At 43.7% G+C, this 18,068-nt stretch carries 23 protein-coding genes; 10 read left to right on the top strand and 13 right to left on the bottom strand.

What is annotated here, in order from left to right; translation table 11 throughout:
• Positions 1-263: 263 nt before the first annotated feature.
• Positions 264-905, bottom strand: coding sequence for an orotate phosphoribosyltransferase (pyrE, locus tag ACYVNW_RS01275; protein ID WP_460678021.1), 642 nt, complete (start codon positions 903-905; stop codon positions 264-266).
• Here pyrE and ACYVNW_RS01280 point away from each other — a divergent pair.
• Positions 904-1,527 carry an NUDIX hydrolase gene (locus tag ACYVNW_RS01280; protein ID WP_460678022.1) on the top strand — a complete coding sequence of 208 codons (624 nt, stop codon included), beginning with the start codon at positions 904-906 and terminating at the stop codon, positions 1,525-1,527. The two genes, pyrE and ACYVNW_RS01280, sit on opposite strands and share 2 nt — an antisense overlap.
• On the opposite strand, the gene coaD is transcribed toward ACYVNW_RS01280, so the two are convergent.
• The 4 genes from coaD to ACYVNW_RS01300 form a co-directional block, all read right to left on the bottom strand.
• Positions 1,502-1,978, bottom strand: a complete 477-nt coding sequence (coaD, locus tag ACYVNW_RS01285; RefSeq protein WP_460678023.1) for a pantetheine-phosphate adenylyltransferase — start codon at positions 1,976-1,978, stop codon at positions 1,502-1,504. The two genes, ACYVNW_RS01280 and coaD, sit on opposite strands and share 26 nt — an antisense overlap.
• A gap of 703 nt (positions 1,979-2,681) precedes the next feature.
• On the bottom strand, positions 2,682-3,959 hold the full coding sequence (locus tag ACYVNW_RS01290) for a M16 family metallopeptidase (protein WP_460678024.1): 1,278 nt from the start codon (positions 3,957-3,959) through the stop codon (positions 2,682-2,684).
• A 39-nt stretch (positions 3,960-3,998) separates the two neighbouring features.
• Positions 3,999-5,240: a M16 family metallopeptidase gene (locus tag ACYVNW_RS01295; RefSeq protein ID WP_460678025.1), complete on the bottom strand. Its 1,242-nt coding sequence runs from the start codon at positions 5,238-5,240 to the stop codon at positions 3,999-4,001.
• A gap of 166 nt (positions 5,241-5,406) precedes the next feature.
• Positions 5,407-5,763 carry a phosphoribosylpyrophosphate synthetase gene (locus ACYVNW_RS01300; RefSeq protein WP_460678026.1) on the bottom strand — a complete coding sequence of 119 codons (357 nt, stop codon included), beginning with the start codon at positions 5,761-5,763 and terminating at the stop codon, positions 5,407-5,409.
• 250 nt (positions 5,764-6,013) lie between these two features.
• On the opposite strand from ACYVNW_RS01300, the gene ACYVNW_RS01305 reads away from it, so the two are divergent.
• Positions 6,014-6,241, top strand: a complete 228-nt coding sequence (locus tag ACYVNW_RS01305; RefSeq protein ID WP_460678027.1) for a hypothetical protein — start codon at positions 6,014-6,016, stop codon at positions 6,239-6,241.
• An 80-nt stretch (positions 6,242-6,321) separates the two neighbouring features.
• Here the strand turns inward: ACYVNW_RS01305 and ACYVNW_RS01310 are convergent, their stop codons facing one another.
• The 3 genes from ACYVNW_RS01310 to ACYVNW_RS01320 form a co-directional block, all read right to left on the bottom strand.
• On the bottom strand, positions 6,322-6,633 hold the full coding sequence (locus ACYVNW_RS01310) for a hypothetical protein (protein WP_460678028.1): 312 nt from the start codon (positions 6,631-6,633) through the stop codon (positions 6,322-6,324).
• A gap of 7 nt (positions 6,634-6,640) precedes the next feature.
• Positions 6,641-7,354, bottom strand: coding sequence for a pirin family protein (locus ACYVNW_RS01315; RefSeq protein ID WP_460678029.1), 714 nt, complete (start codon positions 7,352-7,354; stop codon positions 6,641-6,643).
• A gap of 72 nt (positions 7,355-7,426) precedes the next feature.
• Positions 7,427-7,555: a hypothetical protein gene (locus ACYVNW_RS01320; RefSeq protein ID WP_460678030.1), complete on the bottom strand. Its 129-nt coding sequence runs from the start codon at positions 7,553-7,555 to the stop codon at positions 7,427-7,429.
• A 188-nt stretch (positions 7,556-7,743) separates the two neighbouring features.
• Between ACYVNW_RS01320 and ACYVNW_RS01325 the strand changes: the two genes are divergently transcribed.
• The 5 genes from ACYVNW_RS01325 to ACYVNW_RS01345 all read left to right on the top strand — a co-directional run bounded on the left by ACYVNW_RS01325 (position 7,744) and on the right by ACYVNW_RS01345 (position 11,409).
• Positions 7,744-8,814, top strand: coding sequence for a DUF5700 domain-containing putative Zn-dependent protease (locus ACYVNW_RS01325; RefSeq protein WP_460678031.1), 1,071 nt, complete (start codon positions 7,744-7,746; stop codon positions 8,812-8,814).
• Between the two features lie 226 nt (positions 8,815-9,040).
• Entirely contained in the window at positions 9,041-9,625 is a 585-nt protein-coding gene (locus tag ACYVNW_RS01330; protein WP_460678032.1) for a TetR/AcrR family transcriptional regulator, read from the top strand.
• A gap of 52 nt (positions 9,626-9,677) precedes the next feature.
• Positions 9,678-10,139, top strand: a complete 462-nt coding sequence (locus tag ACYVNW_RS01335) for a hypothetical protein (RefSeq protein ID WP_460678033.1) — start codon at positions 9,678-9,680, stop codon at positions 10,137-10,139.
• A gap of 38 nt (positions 10,140-10,177) precedes the next feature.
• The gene (locus ACYVNW_RS01340; protein ID WP_460678034.1) at positions 10,178-10,492 is read left to right on the top strand and encodes a DUF3817 domain-containing protein; all 315 of its coding nucleotides are present in this window, start codon (positions 10,178-10,180) and stop codon (positions 10,490-10,492) included.
• A 197-nt stretch (positions 10,493-10,689) separates the two neighbouring features.
• Positions 10,690-11,409 carry an Ig-like domain-containing protein gene (locus ACYVNW_RS01345; RefSeq protein ID WP_460678035.1) on the top strand — a complete coding sequence of 240 codons (720 nt, stop codon included), beginning with the start codon at positions 10,690-10,692 and terminating at the stop codon, positions 11,407-11,409.
• 90 nt (positions 11,410-11,499) lie between these two features.
• Here ACYVNW_RS01345 and ACYVNW_RS01350 read toward each other — a convergent pair whose 3' ends face one another.
• The gene (locus tag ACYVNW_RS01350) at positions 11,500-12,603 is read right to left on the bottom strand and encodes an MBL fold metallo-hydrolase (RefSeq protein ID WP_460678036.1); all 1,104 of its coding nucleotides are present in this window, start codon (positions 12,601-12,603) and stop codon (positions 11,500-11,502) included.
• A gap of 244 nt (positions 12,604-12,847) precedes the next feature.
• On the opposite strand from ACYVNW_RS01350, the gene ACYVNW_RS01355 reads away from it, so the two are divergent.
• Positions 12,848-13,894, top strand: a complete 1,047-nt coding sequence (locus ACYVNW_RS01355) for an NAD(P)H-dependent flavin oxidoreductase (protein ID WP_460678037.1) — start codon at positions 12,848-12,850, stop codon at positions 13,892-13,894.
• A 34-nt stretch (positions 13,895-13,928) separates the two neighbouring features.
• On the opposite strand, the gene ACYVNW_RS01360 is transcribed toward ACYVNW_RS01355, so the two are convergent.
• Both ACYVNW_RS01360 and ACYVNW_RS01365 read right to left on the bottom strand, forming a co-directional pair.
• The gene (locus ACYVNW_RS01360) at positions 13,929-14,549 is read right to left on the bottom strand and encodes a hypothetical protein (protein ID WP_460678038.1); all 621 of its coding nucleotides are present in this window, start codon (positions 14,547-14,549) and stop codon (positions 13,929-13,931) included.
• Positions 14,550-14,634: 85 nt separating this feature from the next.
• Entirely contained in the window at positions 14,635-14,982 is a 348-nt protein-coding gene (locus ACYVNW_RS01365; protein WP_460678039.1) for a winged helix-turn-helix transcriptional regulator, read from the bottom strand.
• 228 nt (positions 14,983-15,210) lie between these two features.
• On the opposite strand from ACYVNW_RS01365, the gene ACYVNW_RS01370 reads away from it, so the two are divergent.
• Entirely contained in the window at positions 15,211-15,813 is a 603-nt protein-coding gene (locus ACYVNW_RS01370; RefSeq protein WP_460678040.1) for an FMN-dependent NADH-azoreductase, read from the top strand.
• A gap of 415 nt (positions 15,814-16,228) precedes the next feature.
• On the opposite strand, the gene ACYVNW_RS01375 is transcribed toward ACYVNW_RS01370, so the two are convergent.
• Positions 16,229-16,459: a hypothetical protein gene (locus ACYVNW_RS01375; protein WP_460678041.1), complete on the bottom strand. Its 231-nt coding sequence runs from the start codon at positions 16,457-16,459 to the stop codon at positions 16,229-16,231.
• A gap of 262 nt (positions 16,460-16,721) precedes the next feature.
• Here ACYVNW_RS01375 and ACYVNW_RS01380 point away from each other — a divergent pair, with 262 nt between their 5' ends.
• Entirely contained in the window at positions 16,722-17,417 is a 696-nt protein-coding gene (locus ACYVNW_RS01380) for a TlpA family protein disulfide reductase (RefSeq protein ID WP_460678042.1), read from the top strand.
• A 147-nt stretch (positions 17,418-17,564) separates the two neighbouring features.
• On the opposite strand, the gene ACYVNW_RS01385 is transcribed toward ACYVNW_RS01380, so the two are convergent.
• The gene (locus ACYVNW_RS01385; protein ID WP_460678043.1) at positions 17,565-17,981 is read right to left on the bottom strand and encodes a hypothetical protein; all 417 of its coding nucleotides are present in this window, start codon (positions 17,979-17,981) and stop codon (positions 17,565-17,567) included.
• Positions 17,982-18,068: the final 87 nt, after the last annotated feature.

Here is an 18,068-nt window from a genome sequence, read left to right on the forward strand (position 1 = left end):
AAATATTTCCACAACTTTTTGTGGTGAGAATTCCACAAAAGGTGTTGGTATAATGCCTGTATTTAGCACTATTGAGGCGAAAACAGCATTTTTTTATTTGGAACAGCAATTGTAATATACCTGATACAATTAGTATAACCACTATAAACCCCAAAATGATGACCCTCGTAATAACCGGATTAGTTGTAGCCAACGCATTAGTGGCTTTCAACAAGCATCAAAACAAAATGAGCCGATAGTATGCTACCGGCCCATTAATATTTTTATTTCCCCCAGGTGGCAGGGTCTTGTCGCCACTGTTTTAGCAGTTCCACATCAGCGCTCGAGATATATTGTTTGTCTTCGGCAAAGTGTACCAGGGCGTTATAATTTGATAGTGTTACATAACGGCATTTGGCCTGCTTAAAGTTTTCAGCAGCGGCATCAAAACCGTAACTGAATATAGCAGCCAGCCCGGCAACTTCGCAACCCTCGGCCCGTAGCGCGGCTACAGCCTCCAGACTGCTTTTACCGGTAGAAATCAGGTCTTCTACCACAGCTACACGTTTGCCTGGTAGTATTTCACCTTCAATGAGCTTTCCGGTACCGTGCTCTTTAGGTTTTGAGCGTACATAAATAAAGGGTAAACCTAACTCCTGCGCTACCAGTACGCCTTGCGGTATACCGGCAGTAGCCACACCTGCAATGCAGCTTACGGCCCCAAATTCTTCCTGAATTAAAGCGCTCAGTTTTTGCCTGATGTAGGTACGTATAGCCGGGTATGACAGCGTAACACGGTTATCGCAGTAAATAGGCGATTTCCAGCCTGAAGCCCAGGTAAAAGGATTGGCAGGTTGTAATTTAATTGCTTTAATTTGCAGCAGAAATTCAGCTACTTGCTGTTCTACCTCATTATTATTAAACATGGCTCAAAAATACAGAATTTATATCAACCAAAAGGTATTGCTCATTACAGAAAACGCACCTGCTAACGCAGAATCGTACAAAATGGTTGAGCAACAGGGTTTTGATTTTAAAAAGTTTTATGCTGAGGTAAACCGCAAAAAAAAGGCAGCTACTTATTTAATGGTTTGTACAGATGCCAAAAAACAGCTGAAAAAGGTGATTAAACAGGTAGCACTGGTTGAAGCAGCCGGCGGTTTGGTGGAACAAAAGAATGGGGAGCTGCTGTTTATTTACCGCCATGATAAATGGGATTTACCGAAGGGCAAACTGGAAAAAGGAGAAAAACCCAAAGCCGGTGCCGTGCGTGAGGTAGAAGAGGAGTGCGGCATAACAATTAAAAAATGCGGTAAGCGCATTTGCAAAACCTACCATGCTTATGTAATGAAAGATGAACTGGTGCTGAAGCGTACCTATTGGTATGATATGAGTTATAAAGGCAAAGGCGAGCTTAAACCTCAGCTTGAGGAAGGGATTACTGATGTGCGTTGGTTTAATGCAGCTGATATTCCTGCTGTAGTCGTAAACAATACTTTCCCGTCTATTATGGATGTATTGGTTAAAAAGAAACTGATTGAAGGATAGACAGCGCCTCTGCCGGTACAAACTGGCTTACATCGCCGTTGTAGCGTAAAATATCGCGCACAATGGTGGAGCTGATGGAAGAGTAGCCTGGCTTGCTCACTATAAAAATGCTTTCGATATCGGGTACCAGGGCATGGTTCATTTGGGCAATGGCCTTCTCGTACTCAAAATCAGATACGGTACGGATACCCCGAATCATATACCTGGCGTTAATTTTCTTGCAATATTCAACCGTTAAGCCTTCATAGGCTGCCACCTTAATTTTAGGCTGTTGTGCAAACACGGCTTTCACAATCTCTTCGCGCTGCTCGGTACTCAGTAAACCTTTCTTCGTGCTGTTTACACCAATGCCAATATGCACTTCATCAAACAAATCAAGCGAACGCTTTATAATGTCCACATGGGCTTTGGTAATAGGGTCAAATGAACCGGGGAAGAGGGCGATTTTCATAATTGGAGGCTTTCGCAGCAAAAGTAAGTGTTTTTCTGTGGTGCTGCTATCTGCTTTTTAGTTTTGTGCTTGTATGAATGTCTGTTTACTTTTTGCTTGATCAAAAAGTAACAAAAAATCAAGGCAGAAACAACCCTTCCCCACACAAGTCCAACGCATGGCCCGGGCGGTTTCTGCCAGCCCGCCGCGCCAGGGCGAAGATGCATTCCCTCAAGCACGTCATTGCGAGGTACGAAGTAAGCTCTCTGCCCAAAGCCCTTACTTGACGTATAGAGATTGCTTCGTTCCTCGCAATGACGTGGTGGATTAATATGTGTACGCTGATTGTTCCTTCTCAATTCTTGATTCTTTGCTCTTGATTCTCTTCCTCCTCTGTCAGCCCCTCAGCTTTGGGCGAAAGGCGGGCAGCACTGATGGCTTTGTGTGGTGGAGAGAGGCCTTTTAGTGTTTGCACTAACAACGGGCAAAGCACAAGCCGCACTACACAAACACTAAACAGCCTGTGGTGCTGCCCGCCTTTGCAGGGCTGGCATCGTGCGACAAAAAGCCTAAGCGGGCTGTACTTGATTTTTTGGTTCTTTTGTATCAAGACAAAAGCACACTAACGAACATAACAGCACAGAACTACAAAGCGAATAGCAGCATAGAAATAATAGAAGTTTAAACTTAATAAAAAAGGCCTGTTCAACAACAGGCCTTTTTATTAATACTTCCCGACAATCACTTTATAAAAATCATCAAAATTCAAGTATGTATTCGCTAGGCGTTGCAACTCTTCGGCGGTAACGGTTTTTACTACTTCGGTGTACCGGGCGTAGTAAGAATTGTCTAAACCGGAGTAGTACACGTTTTTGAATTTATCGGCATGAGAAAAAACATTCTCCAAACTGCCCAGCAGCGAGCCTAATAAGTAATTACGCACCAGGTCGAGCTCATCTTGCAGAATCAATTCTGTTTTCAGCAGGTTAATTTCTTTTTCAATTTCCTTTACAGCATCGCGGCAAACATCGGCACCTACTTCAGAAGCAATAAACAGCGAGCCGCAATGCTGCAGCGAAGTCATGCCCGAGCCAATACCATAGGTATAACCTTTATCTTCACGAATGTTAGCCATCAGGCGCGAGCCGAAGTAGCCGCCCAATACAGTATTCAATACCTGCAAAGCCGGAAAATCGGGGTGGGTACGGTTAATGGTTTGGGTACCCATGCGGATGGCCGATTGCAGTGCATCAGGCTTTTCTTTAAAATAGAAACGCTCAGCCGACGGATGTAATTCGGGTTGTGTAACGTCGGCCGGAGTTGAGCCGTTTGACCAATCGTTGCCAAAGGTGTCTTCAAGTTGGGCAAGTACATCATCACTGATTTTGCCGGCTACAAACAGCGTGCAGTTAGCCGGTTGGTACATTTCTTTGAAATGTGCCAGCAAATCTTCGCGTTGTAATTGTTGGTAGTCTTCTGCCTCGGCGGTAAGGCCGTACAGGCTGTCGCCGTGCATTGCTTTGTTGAACAGGCGGCGGGCTACCACATCGTTTTTCTGCAAACTTACCTGCAGCTTTTGCTGCTGGTTGCGGATATAGGTATTCAGCTCCTTTTCAGGGAAAACCGAATCGGTTAGAATGTCCTTTATAATAGGCAGGGTAGCCCCAAGGTGCTTATTAAGTGTGTACAGCGTTACCTGCGAATGGTCGAAACCATAGTCGGCCTGCAAGAAGGCACCATAGTAATCAACCTGTTCAGCAATTTGCGAAGCCGTTAGGCTGCTGGTGCCCTCAGTGAGCAGGGTGTTGGTAGCCAGGTTTAACAACGGCTTGGCAGGGTTAAAGCGCAGGTTGGCAAAAATCCACTCGATGCGCACCAGTTCCTGTCCGCCCGAATTAAAGCAGTATAGCTGGCAGCCGTTATTAAAAACTTTATGCTGCGGCTCTAAAAGATTTATTTGCTCAATGGCATTAAATTGTGGCGCAGTAGTTCTGTTTAGCATTTTAGGTATATCAAACATGCTGCCGGGGCAGCGCAAAGGTTAGGGCTTTTCAGCCAGGTAAACTAAAGTAGATGAATTATCTTTACGGAACAAAGCTTGCGCCTGGTGCTGTATATCTGCAGCGCTAACAGTTAGGTAGCGGCTGGTTTCATCATTCAGCAGGCTGGCATCACCCAACAGCTCAAAGTAAGCCAGGTTCATGGCTTTATCCAGCAGGCCCATTTCTGCAAACACCATGGTGCTCTCCGTTTTGTTCTTCACCTTGGTGAGTTCATTATCAGGCACTGGCTGGGCTTTCAGCTTTTCGAGTTCCTCCCATACGGCCGTTTCGGCTTCTTCAATGCTCACGGTTTCAAGCGGTTTGCCTTCTACCACAAACATGCCTTTGTCAAGGCTGCCGGTCATGTAGGCATGAATTTCGCTGAATAACTGGCGCTCTTTTACCAAACTTTGGTACAGGCGGGATGAATGCCCGCGCGACAATACATCTGATAACAGGTCAACTGCATAATAGCCCTCGTCGGTACGGCCGGGCATCTGGAAGGCTACATATATATCATTCAGCGGTACTTTAGCCGTTACTGTTTCGCGGCGTTCCTCATGCTGGGCTGGCTCTTGCGGCAGGTTGCGTACGTAGCGCTCACCAGCCGGGATCGGGCCAAACCATTTTTCGGCCAGCTCTTTTACTTGTGGTACAGTTACATCGCCTCCCACTACCATTATGGCATTTTGAGGATTATAATGTTTTTTGAAGAAGGCTTTAACGTCTTCAATTTTAGCTTTCTCAATATGGCTGAGTTCTTTACCGATAGTAGCCCACTGGTAAGGGTGCTGCTTGTACACCAAAGGGCGCAAGCGCAGCCATACATCGCCATAGGGCTGATTGAGGTAACGTTGTTTAAACTCTTCAATCACCACATTGCGTTGCACTTCGAGGCTCTTTTCGTTGAAGGCCAGGTTCAGCATGCGGTCGCTTTCCAGCCAGAAGGCGGTTTCCAGGTTGGCTGAGGGCAGGGTGATATAATAGTTGGTAATATCGTTGCTGGTAAAGGCATTGTTTTCGCCGCCTACACGCTGTAAGGGTTCATCATATACAGGTATGTTAACAGAACCGCCAAACATCAGGTGCTCAAACAGGTGGGCAAAACCGGTTTGGTGGGGCTGCTCATCGCGGGCGCCTACATCGTATAAAATATTTACAACCGCCATAGGAGTGGTATGGTCTTCATGCACCAATACCCGGAGGCCGTTGCTTAGCGTAAATCGTTCGAATTGAACCATGGAGTATAATTTGGAAACTCACAAAGGTAGAAGTTTTACACGAAGTACCTAATGGGGAGGGGTAAGGGGAAAGTCAAAAGTTAAAATTAAAAAGTCAAAAGTCAAAAAGGCACAATGTATAATTATACGCTACCGAATTTTGACTTTTGACTTTTTAAATTTTGACTTAAGAACCTGCCTGCGGGCGGTCTTCACCTTTCAGGTTATCACTTACCTGGTGGTGGTGCAGTTTAGCTTCAATAGCCGAGCTGGAAGTGTTGGCATAAGTGCCGTATGCATCAACCAAAACGCCTTTCAGGTTATACTTGGCTGATGATATGGCATAAACGATAGACATATCTGATGGGTTACTCGGGCCCTCGAAACGATAAAATTCATCAATTTCAAAGTCATCAGCTTTCATCTGGATATTGTTACTTTTATCATCAATGCTCTCGCCGTTATCTTCAAAGCTCAAGTTAGCTGTGTATCCGTTTTTTAATAAATCGTTGGTACAATCTACTAAGGTTTCATAGTTTTTCATGGGTTGATCGATTAAGTTTTAGTACAGTGTTCGTGTAACTCATTAACCCTTTAAGCTGCATACTTGTTTGGTATGTTAAAATTTTGTTCAGGCCGGTTTTGTGTTTAGAGCCGCTTGTGCATTAGTAATAATTGACTCAAACTCATTGTAGGTGAGGTAAGACATTAATATATTATCAGTCTTATTTTGGTGTAGTTCAGTTGAACAAATGTAAGAGGCTGCTGTTGCACTTATAAAGGAGAAGTGAATCATGGAACAAGAAGATCAGCAAGCGCAAAACGCGCCGGATAATCACCAGTCAGGCGAAAATATTGTAAAGGGAGCCAACAACGAAGATCAATTGAACAGGTTCAAGGAATCGGCACCCGAAGGCGGTCGCAATGTTTATCCCGACCAACAAGCCGGCACCCCGCCCGATGCTTATGAGTATAAAAGAGAAGAGAGCGGAGAAAGTACAGCAGCAAATGATGCTGATTAATTAAAAGTATTTAAATGACCCTTGCTTTTTAATGGATGAGTTATTCCTTAAAAAGCAAGGTCATGTTGACTTTTCAATATTTATCTCACATCAAGCGCTTCATATATTTCGCCGAATAGCAAACCGCTGCCACCGCCATAATGGCGAATGAGTTTAGTTTGTGGATGCTGAGCATTAAAGTAAGTAATCAACTCATGCTCCTGGGGTTCGGTAAGGCCATTGCCTAATAGAACAATATCAAATTGAGTTTCTCTACCCAGTTGCATAGCTTGTTCGGCGCTTTCTGCGCCCGTGGCCTGCCAGGTTTCGCTGTGGTTCTGGATGAGCCTTAAAATGGTGGCCCTGATTCCTTCATGGGTGGAGATGGCCAGTATTTGTATAGGTTGCTGCATGGTTGCTTTAATAAGTCATGGGTACTTCCATCAGCAACACTTCTGCGTTACTGTTGGCCGCTATTTGAATGTCGCTAATGCCGGAAAGACCCATGCCATCGCGCGCTTTTAAAACTTCGCCATTGATAGTAACTTGGCCGCTGATAATGAATACATATACTCCGTTTTCTGACCGGTGTAACGTGTAGGTTGTTTCCAGGCCCGCATCAAACTTACCCATACTAAACCAGGCATCCTGGTAAATCCATACGCCGTCATCTTCTGCTTTTGGAGAAAGGATTTGATGCCAAACGTTGCGTGCTTCTACATCAAGCCGGCGTTGTTCGTAGCGGGGGGCTACATTACGCTGGTTGGGATATACCCATATCTGCAATACCTGTGCAGGTTCGGTAGGGTCTTCATTTACTTCAGAGTGGTACAGGCCGGTGCCTGCGCTAATTACCTGTATTTCGCCTGCACGTATAACAGCTACATTACCCAAATTATCCCGGTGAGTAAGCGCCCCTGCCAGCGGGATGGTGATAATTTCCATGTTGTCATGCGGGTGATCGCCAAAGCCTTTGTCGCCGGCAATGGTATCATCGTTCAACACCCGCAGGGCGCCAAAGCTCATCCGTTCGCGGTTATAATAGTGCCCAAAGCTAAAAGTAGGGTTGGCCTGCAACCAGCCTAAATCGGCACTGCCGCGCGTATTGGCCCTGTGGATAACTGTTTCCTCCATAACTGTAAATTGATGTTATAACAAATATATAGAGGAATGGTGTACAGCATTTAAACTTTTATCTGCTTTGTACTATCGTGTCCAGTCAATTAAGCCCGACAGGGTAAGATGATAAATATGCAAACCGGCGCTCAGGGTAAAAATAAATGCAAACGCCGCAACAGCAGCTATGGTGGTTTGGGTAAGATTTATCCGTTTCATACAGTTTTGATGTAAGTGCAGCGCAATAGTTTAACAAGTATTAAAATTGTAATGCCTTTATTTAACAGCTGAAACCTAAATAGATATAATAAATACAGGTTTGGAATCACAAAACAGGGTTTTGGTGTAATAAAGTTTCAGGGCATTACGGGTTTCAGCAGTTTTGATTCATAAATCATCAACATTATATGAAATCCGTACGCCTTACACTGCTGCTGCTTTTTGCAATTACAACGTTATCCGTAGCGCAAACTATAGATGTATCGCCTTGTAAGCGTTACTTCGAAATTACCGACCGTTTGCGGCAGGGCGATACCCTGAGCAGGGATACCTGGCATGCGTTTTTGCAAGATAAAGCCATACAAACCTATATGGCCGACCAAGGGGTAGATGAGTCTTATTACGAAGCTTACCGCAAAAACATGCAAATTGTATACATGCCTCAAAAAGACTCCATATTGCAGCGAAGGTTAAAAGATTCAAGCGCTTATTGGCTAACTTATATGATTTATCAGTATAAAAAGCATGAAGCTGGTATGAAAGCTTATCTGGCAAAAATTGAAGCTGACCCTGCTGCTTACTTTAATGCTTCATATCAGTATGCTTATACTGCTTTGCCAGCAAGGGCGCATCGTAAACTGCCGCAATACGCCTTTACCATTATTCCGATACATAATGATGCGCATGCACAAAGCAACTGGATTATTTATACCCTGCTGTGTGCTTACTTTAATGATGCCAACCGTTTGGGAGCTTTAGGTGGGCATGAGTTGCACCATGCTTTGCGGCCACAACCCAGTTTTGAACCGGAACATGCGGATAAAAGTGCAGCAACTATAATGTATGCAATTATGAATGAAGGCAGCGCAGATATGGTTGACAAAAAATATATGACAGATACCGCCAAAGCACTATTGCCTTATCAACGTTATTTTAAAGACTTTTTTGATGAAGCTAAACCTGTGATGCCGCATTTAGATTCTATGCTGCAATTAAATGCAAAGATGGATACGGTAATTAAGTTTAGGCAGTATCTTAAAGGTACCGAGTACACCAGCGGGCACGTGCCCGGAACTTATATGGCTTATTACATTGAGAAGAATGGCCTGAAAGTAAAGCTGCTGCCTCATATAGAAAATCCCTTTTATTTCTTTATGATTTACAATGAAGCTGCTAAAAAAGACAAAACACATCCTTATGTATTTTCGAAAGCAACGATGGCTTATATTGAGCGTCTGTACAAAAAATATCATAATTAAACCGAACAAGAGTATTTAATATACATACAAATGGCGCAGGCATAGTGCAATTCAATGCACTATGCCTGAAAATACCGGTTACCTGCTCAGGTAATTGTTTAAGCATATTTATATATTGACGTTTTAGTTTCCATACCGCCCATATTCAGATATGGCGAATTGATGACAAAATGATTTTACAATAAAAGATACTAATTGGTATGTTTTCGCCGTTTCATTATTTATTATGTCAAAAGCTTCAAACACCCGCCTGATGATTTTGCAGAAATCTTTTGATCTCGTTTATGAGCGCGGGTTTCAGGCTACCAGTATTGACGATATTATTGCCACCACACAGGTAACCAAAGGTGCATTCTTCTATCATTTTAAAAACAAAGAAGATATGGGTCTAGCACTGATTAAGGAAGTAATGCAACCCAATATGTTGCCCTTCATGACGGCCTCTTTGCAGAAAACCGGCAACATCCGCACAGATATATACGAGATGATGAAATCGCTGCTGCATGCTCCCTTTTTCAAAGTAGCATATGGCTGCCCGGCCATGAATATGATTGAGGAAATGGCACCGCTAAATGCAGCCTTCCAAGCTGCATTATCAAAATTGGTATTGCAGTGGCAGCAGGCGCTTGAACAAGCGATACAGGAGGCGCAAAAGCAGGGGCAACTAAACCCCAATCATAATGCGAAACATATAGCTATGTACATTTCGGCTAATTACAGCGGTGCCAGAAACATGGGAAAAGTATTTGGAAAGAGTGCCTATATTTCTTTCCTGAAAGAATTTAAAAAATACACCAGTCAGTTAGCTTAAAAAAATTTCATCAAAAACATACCAGTTGGTATTTTATTCTTAATCAATTTATATGTATAGTTTTCTTTTACCCCTGCATTCTTTGTTTCGATGGCTGGTACTTAGTGGTATATTGGTTGCCATAGGTACCGCCGGTTACGGGCTTATCAAACACCTGCCTTATACCGCTGCCGCTAATGCCGTACGCCACTGGTCGGCCACTGTTGCCCACCTGCAATTACTTATTGGTATTGTGCTTTACACGCAAAGCCCGGTAGTAAAATACCGCATGGGCAACAACGGGCAGCACTGGTTAAGCGAACAATTCTTTTTCAGGTATGTGCACATTGCTCTGATGCTGCTGGCCGTAGTGATCATTACCATCGGCTCGGCTAAAGCCAAACGACAAATTACCGACCGCCAGAAGTATGCTGTGGTGATCAAATGGTATCTGGCAGCGCTGGTTATTATTTTTATTGCTATTCCGTGGCCTTTCTCGCCTTTGGCCAGCCGGGCTTATTTGCGCTCATTTTAAACCTAAGATGATGAACTCTCCATATTAACGTTAATATTATGCAAAAACTATTCAAATCTCCTTTGTCGCGTCTTCGCATCGTCGGTTATCTCGAGGGTGCCTCACTGCTATGCCTTGTGTTTGTAGCCGTGCCGTTAAAATATGCAGCCCATCAGTCGGCGCTGGTTAAAACCTTGGGCCCTATACACGGCGGGCTATTTTTATGGTATGTGTTTACGGCTTTAAGTGTAGGGGTAGAGCAAGGCTGGAAGTTTACCCAAACCACCTGGAAAGTACTGTTAGCCTGCATTATTCCTTTCGGTACATTTTATATCGATAGGTATGTATTGCCTAATCAGGGCAGTAAAGCGTAAATCTGAATTGCAGCCTGAGTATCAACCTAAGTCTGCGCCTTTAAACGGGAGGTTCACGCACGTATCACCATTGATGGAAACACTTTTAATTTTCCGCCCAAGCATCCACGCTTGTGCGGAAAATGAACACAGTTTACCAACAAACAATATGCTGTTTAATAGATTGTTGTTTTGCCGCAGCCTGGCGTTAATCAGCTATGAAAAAATATCTTATCTTAATTGTTTTATTGTATACGGCCATTGCCGGGTGTAAGAAGGAGTCGGGCACAGAGCCGGGCAGCACTGCTTACTCAATTGATCAAACTGCTGTAACGGTAAATTACGACGGGCAACATCAATTCGCCATTAATTCCAGTACAGGCGGCAGCAGCACAATTGCCGCCACTTGGAGTTCGAGCGACACTACAGTAGGCACCATCAATTCGGCGGGGTTGTTTAAAGCCAAACGTGTAGGCACAACCACTGTTAAGGCAGCAGGCAGCAACCTTGACTTATCTTCTACAGTTACTGTAGCTCCATATTATCAACTCTATCAGGAGCCTTACCGGCTTTATAACTCCGACACTACCGCATTGAAAGCAAAAGAAATCCGTACCATTATTGGCCGCTATCGTTATGCTGATTTGGTTCAGGTTCAGTTTTTATTAAGTTATAAGGGCGAAAATTCTAATTTGAGTGCTGTGCAATACAATTTCATTGACAATAAAGAAACCAGTGCTTCACTCACACTTACCGGCAACAACGACTTAACTTATATTGCCAAATTGATGGCTTTTTACCGAGAACGATATCCGGTGTACCTGATTAACAGCGCCAGTTACCAGATATTTAAAGGCGTGGATAACCCCAAAGAACTCATAACCGTTGATGCCCGAATTTTAAATAACATCAGTGTTACTTATGTGGTTACAAAATAACCTGATTTTAAATAACTACCTGCTTAAGTTTAAACGCTTGAGTAGGTAATTATTCAAAAGCAGATTTTAAGATTTTTGAGTCTTTTCCAACTAAGCCTTTTCATCCACATCTCTCCACCACTCATTAAATACCTGCTCATCATTATTCAAATCCACCAATTCACCTATTTGGGGTGTCACTAAGGGTATTCCCAGGGTTTCATTACGCTTCGTAATTTCATTCAAAGGCTCATCCCAATTGTGTAACGCGAGATCAAACTTGGATGAATGTACCGGCATCAGTCGTTTGGCTTTTAAATCTACGGCGGCCTGCAGGTTTTCTCCGGGCAGAAAGTGAATTTCGCGCCAGGCCGGATTATATTGTCCGTTTTCTAAAATGGCCAGGTCAATAGGGCCATGCTGGTTGCCAATTTCTTTAAAGTGGTAGTCGTAGCCGCTGTCGCCGCCCAGGTAAATTTTTAATGTTGGGGTTTGCAGCAGGTAAGAAAGCCAAAGGGTTCCATCCCGCTTCAGGCCCCGGCCCGAAAAATGCCTGGCCATCAGCCCGTGTATTTTTACGCCATTGGGTAAGTCGAGTTCCGTATTCCAATCCAGTTCTGTAATTTGTTCCGGCTGGTATCCCCATAGTTCTAAGTGGGCGCCTACACCCAAGCCGCAAATCACCTTCTTTACTTTGCTTTTTAATTGTTTGATGGTGTCATAATCCAGATGATCGTAATGGTCATGTGAGATTAGCAGGTAATCAATTACAGGCATATCATCAGCCGAATACACATCCGAACCCTTAAAGGAGCGGGTTGTGCCGGGTACAGGCGAGGCATTGCCGCTAAACACCGGGTCAACCAATAGCCGCAGGCCATGCGTTTGAATAAAATATGACGAATGGCCGAACCATACCAGCCAATCGCCTTCAGGCAGATTTTTTAAGTCGTTATGTACTGAAGGGATAATGCTTTCAGGCCTTGCTCTTTTACTCTTATTGAAGATGAAATCAAACGTCACCTTACTCAAGGAGTGACCTGCAGAAACCAACGGCGTAGGGGATGGGTTAACAAAGATGCCCTTTTTGTATTGCGGTGAAGCTTTCATGCGCTCAAGCCTTTTACCGCCGGGTTTTGCCCCGAACTTGGGATGTTGAACGTATAGGGCCACCGCAATTACCAGCAGCAACAGAACAAGCGCAAATGTGATCATGGGCTTATGTTTATTTTAATTACTCAGGCCGTAAAGATAGCGTAGCTTAAACAAGTGATTTGCCATGTAAATGTTAAAGTAAAAATTGGCTGGCTCAGCCATAAAAATGCAGGTAATTAAAGCATGAGTGTAAACGCGATGCACATCATCAAAATTTTAAATTTTGTGGAGTTGATGTTGAGCAAGAGATGCTCAGGTAATTTTGTGATAGCTATATTGCAGCCGAACAACTAATGCCATTGCCATGAGAAGCTTAACCGACTTACTGCAAATTACTTACCCTATAGTGCAGGCACCTATGCTGGGTGTAACCACCCCGGCTATGGTAGCTGCCGTTGCCAATGCCGGCGCTCTGGGTTCACTGCCCGTGGGCGGTTTATCACCCCAACGTACACAGGAACTGATTAAAGCCACCAAAGCATTAACGGATCGCGCTTTTGCGGTCAACCTGTTCGCGCATCCGCCTGCCGAAAATCCGGATTTGGATGAAATAGCCTTGATGCAGGATTTTTTGGCTGAAATTTGTAGGGAGCATCAAATTCCTTACGAACGCCAGTCACCAGAGGCATTTAAGTTTTATGATTACCAAGATTTAGTTCCTGTACTCATTGAGGAAAATATCCCTGTAGTCAGTTTTACTTTCGGGCAATTGAAGGATGAGGTGATAGCACAACTCAAAGCTAAGGGCACAAAACTTATTGGCACGGCTACCAGCGTAGCAGAAGCCAAAGTATTAGCGCAAGCGGGAATTGATATCATTACTGTGCAGGGCATTGAAGCCGGCGGACACCGCGGAACTTTTTTAACCGGGCAACCATTGCAGCAAGTGGGCTTATCCTCGTTGCTGCCCCAAATAGCCGACCAGGTTGCGTTACCTTTGCTGGCTGCGGGCGGCATTGTAGACAGCCGTACTATAAAAGCTGCCTTTAATTTGGGAGCAGCAGGTGTGCAGGTTGGCAGCTTATTCATCACCGCCCATGAAAGCCTGGCAAGCGAAACATATAAAAATGCTGTGCAAAGCAGCCATGATACCTCAACCGTAATAACAAGGGCTTTCTCCGGCCGTTGGGCAAGAGGCATTCAGAATGGCTTTATGCAACGTATGGATAAGGCAGGTATAAGCATCCCGTATTATACCATCCAAAACCAACTGATGAGTTCAATCAGAAACTATGCGCAAAAGGAGGGACTGATAGATTTTATCGCCATGTGGGCCGGGCAGTCGGCAGGAAAAGCTGTGCGGGCCAGCACACATGAGATAATTACACAGCTCATACAGCAACTCCCTTAAACAGGCGTATGCCTTAAAAAGTAGAATAACGCTTTTAAGTAGCTGTAAAAGCTATAATTACAATGGTTATAAAAATAGCGAAGGAGATCACTACATCTTTGGTGAAGAACCAAAAGCTTTTTTCGATAGCACCTGAGGCTGCCAGTTGAGTTAGTAAAAGTTCCTCCTGTGCCTCGTTTACTGCTCGTTCCCGTTCCATAATTTTTGCGTCCGGAAATTTCCGGCCATCTTGTGAGGTAACAGGGTAGACTACCCAAAGCCGGCTGCCTGATTGCAAATAGAACAGGTGCATGCCCGCCATAATAGCCTTAAACTGGTAGTGAGTAACAGTTACAGGCTTATCGTTAATCCTTAAACCGTCGGTCCAACTAATTTTCTTTCTGCCCCAGGCAAAGAACAGCAATGTTGCCGCAATGAATACAGGGCCAATCATCATTCTCTCGGCACTGCTGCCAAAAAAATCATTCACTGCGCGGGCACGCGCTGCTAATATGGGATTTACGCTGTGCATTGCCATTTGGCAAAGAAAGATCAGCGTAAATAACCAAAATGACATGTCGAAAGCCAAAAAAGCAGTGCGCAGGTTACCACATCGTAATTGAATAGTAGGGTAGGCATTCCCATCGGGCAATTTGGTAGATTGGTTAAAGGTCATACTACAAAAAACCGAAATCAGCGCCTATGGTTTTGCCTGCAATGTATAGCTGATCGGATATCGTATGCCTTTCAACCATAGTGGGTTACCTCCTCATGCTTTGTTTGATACGCTCGCGGTGCTGGCTGCCCCAGGCGCTCAGTTCATGCAATACATTTCTTAAGGTCTGGCTGTATTCGGTGGCTTCGTAAATTATGGTTACCGGCGTGGTGGGATATACCTTGCGGATAATAAATTCATTCAGTTCCAAATCTTTCAGCTCATTGGCCAGCACCTTGGGCGATATGCCGGTTACTTCACCCTGAATTTCGTTAAAGCGCTTAGCCGATTGCATTAAATTTAAAATGATTGGCAGTTTCCATTTGCCGTTGAGTACATATAGGGCATCCAAAACACTGGCCAGAGAACTGGCACATTGAACCTTATCAGGCATGGGTTCTGCAATTGTCATCATGCCCAAAGGTACGCACTTTCCTGAAGGTTAGCGCTTTCCTTTGGGTAAGTACTATCTTTTGAATAGCTGGCCCGGCTACTTTTGCTGGTGTGAATTGCATTGGGCAGGCTTGCCAGAAATGGTTGGTGTCAAACCTTATCACTCATGAGTGATTGGCGCTAAACAAGCCTACCCTGCAGCTACACATCACATTTAATTACAATTTTTATGAAACGTATTCTTCATTTGATTTCCAGCATTCAGGGCAGTCAATCGTACAGTATTCAACTGGGTAAAGCAGTAGTTGAAAAAATTACTGAAACTTACCCGGGCAGCAGTGTTGAAGAGGTAGATTTAAACGCGCTGAATATTCCGCACCTGTACCCCGCACTCCTGCAATCCATGTTTACCCCCGGCGATCAGTTGACAACCGAGGCGAAAGAAACATTGCATTACTCCGACGCAGCGGTAAAGCAACTACAAGCTGCCGATATTTTGGTGATTGGCGCACCGCTGTATAATTACACCATTCCTACCACGCTTCAAACCTGGATTAATCACATTACACGGGCAGGTGTTACTTTTAGTTACGGTGAAACCGGGCCTATTGGTATGGTAACCGGCAAAAAAGTATATGTGGCTATGGCATCTGGCGGTGTTTACTCAGAAGGGCCAGGTAAAGCCAATGATTTTGTGGCTCCTTACCTGCAAACCTTTCTGGGCTTTTTGGGCATGAAGGATCTCACCGTATTCCGTGCAGAAGGCCTCAAGGTTCCGGGTATAAAGGAGCACGCCATGGAAAAGGCGCTTGCGAGTATTTATATCGACTAAGGCTTAAGATTAACGAACACGTGCCAAAACAAAAAAGCCGGTAACCTCGCGTTCCCGGCTTTTAACCTAAACCTTATCACAATATGAGTCAAAGTGACTCAATGAGTGCAATAATAAAAAATTATATTGAATTTGTAAAATATTCTATAGGTTATGTAGATAATATTTACACCATGAGCCCGCAAAATTTTGCGGGCTCATGGTGTAAATATTTGGCTTAACGGCCACTGCCACAAAGCGATTTTAGCTTTCAACAGATGATATGTTTGACTGAAGAATGGCTGTGAGGTTTAAGCCATTACTGGTACTGCTGATCGGATTCTCTCTCGTATTTTTTTTAAATCAAATTTAAAAGACTTGAGCAGAGCGCGAATGACCTGTAATAGTAGGCCAGGATAGCGCTGCAAGGCCTGCCCTAAGCGTCTTGTGCCTGTTGCTGGTGGTTTAGTTTACGAACCCTGATAAAAAGTAACAAAGATATTATCCATACTGCAAACATAGCCATGCCGAAGGCAATGCTTTGCCATACCTCTGGTTGTTTGAGCGATTTAAGGAAAGCAGAAAAGAAGAAAACAGACGAACTCAAATTGGCAAACAGAAGCATTCGTGCCTGTTTTAATTTCTCTTTAGTGCTTATGGTTGTCATATATTCAAATATAAATATAATCTGGGGTAAAAAAATCAACTATCAAAATTGAAATACTGCGTGCTCAGGTGTAATTCACTACGCATGAAATGAGTTTTTGGCCAATGCATGCTATTCTTATTGCTTTTTAGTGTAGCTTACTGCCATATTATTCACTTCAATCAACCTATTCATGGTTAAAATTTGGCTTTGCTGTTTAGTTACTTGGTTTGGAATGATGTCCGCGCAATTAACAGTTGCTCAAACAGCAACGAAAGATGTAATGCCGGCAGCGCGGATCATCAAATCTGTTGAAACTCTATTGAACTACCATGCTAATTATCTGCAATTGAAAGAGGCGTTTACTGCTTATGATGCAGAGATGCAAAAAGTAAGCAAAGAGGCATTTTTAAAAAAGCTAACCACCGGAGACTTTTTGCCTCTGCGCATGTATGCTCAAAATAAACATGGTGTATACCGGCTGTACAGATTGCCCAAAGGTACAGATCCGGACATCAAGGCGATGTTGAAACAAATTGGTAATACCTATTACGGGTTTGCGCTTATGGTGGGTAAAAAGTTTCCGCCTTTTCATTTTGAGGATATGAACGGGAATATTTACACCCCAGCCAATACAAAAGGTAAAATTGTGGTATTGAAAGCCTGGTTTGTTTCATGTGCCCCATGCGTTGCAGAAATGCCGGCATTGAATAAAGTAAAAGCGAGTTATAATAACCGAAAAGATATTTTGTTTTTAAGCATCGCTTTCGATTCAAAAAAGAGATTGCAGCAGTTTTTGAAGCGCACCACATTCAATTACGCTATTATTCCGGTAAGTGCTCAGTATATTGAAAACGAATTACATGCCACAGGATATCCGGCACACTGGGTAATCAATAAACAGGGGATAGTAGTAGATATGAGCTATGATTATGAAGAAATGGTTGCCGCTTTGAAGCAAGAGGCTGAGAAGGGCTGATAAATATCGTGTTAGACGGCCGTATTTGAGTTGAAAACTTAAGGTATAGTATGTATAAACTATGCAGCGCTGAAGGCAGAATGGTATAATGGATTAAACTTAATCACAGCCCAACAAAATTGCCGGGCTGTGATTGTTTTTTCAAAATTAATCTAATGGGAATTGCTGACCGCTTTCTGTCGCTGGGCCTGAATAGGATTCACCATCATTCGGACCAAAAGCATAGCTTACAGTAAGGTAATAACTTCCATTTTGAACACTCCACATACCAGAGGCCGACCCACTTGCATATAGAATCTGTCCGCTTCTGGTCCCATCGAACCGGAAGATTGTACCGTCGCCACGACCGGCAACGTTAACATAGCCATCAGAAGTAGCAAAGCGGAAATAATAGTAGGTAATGTTTGCTTTCCTCTCCACCCGAAGCAGTTCTCCCTTTAAAGCTTTTGGCTTGCTCCAACTAAAAGAAGATGACAATACCACGGCAAGCATCAGGCTTGCACATAATACATAATTGAAAGTTTTTGGGATGGCACACTTAAGGGCCTGTGATAAATTTTTCATAATAAAGAGGTTAGTGTAAGTTGTTGATTACGAGTGTCGTGTGGCGATTGTTGCGTTAATTTACGTATAAACGAAAATTTATTTTTT

This window comes from Mucilaginibacter koreensis (assembly GCF_054783355.1).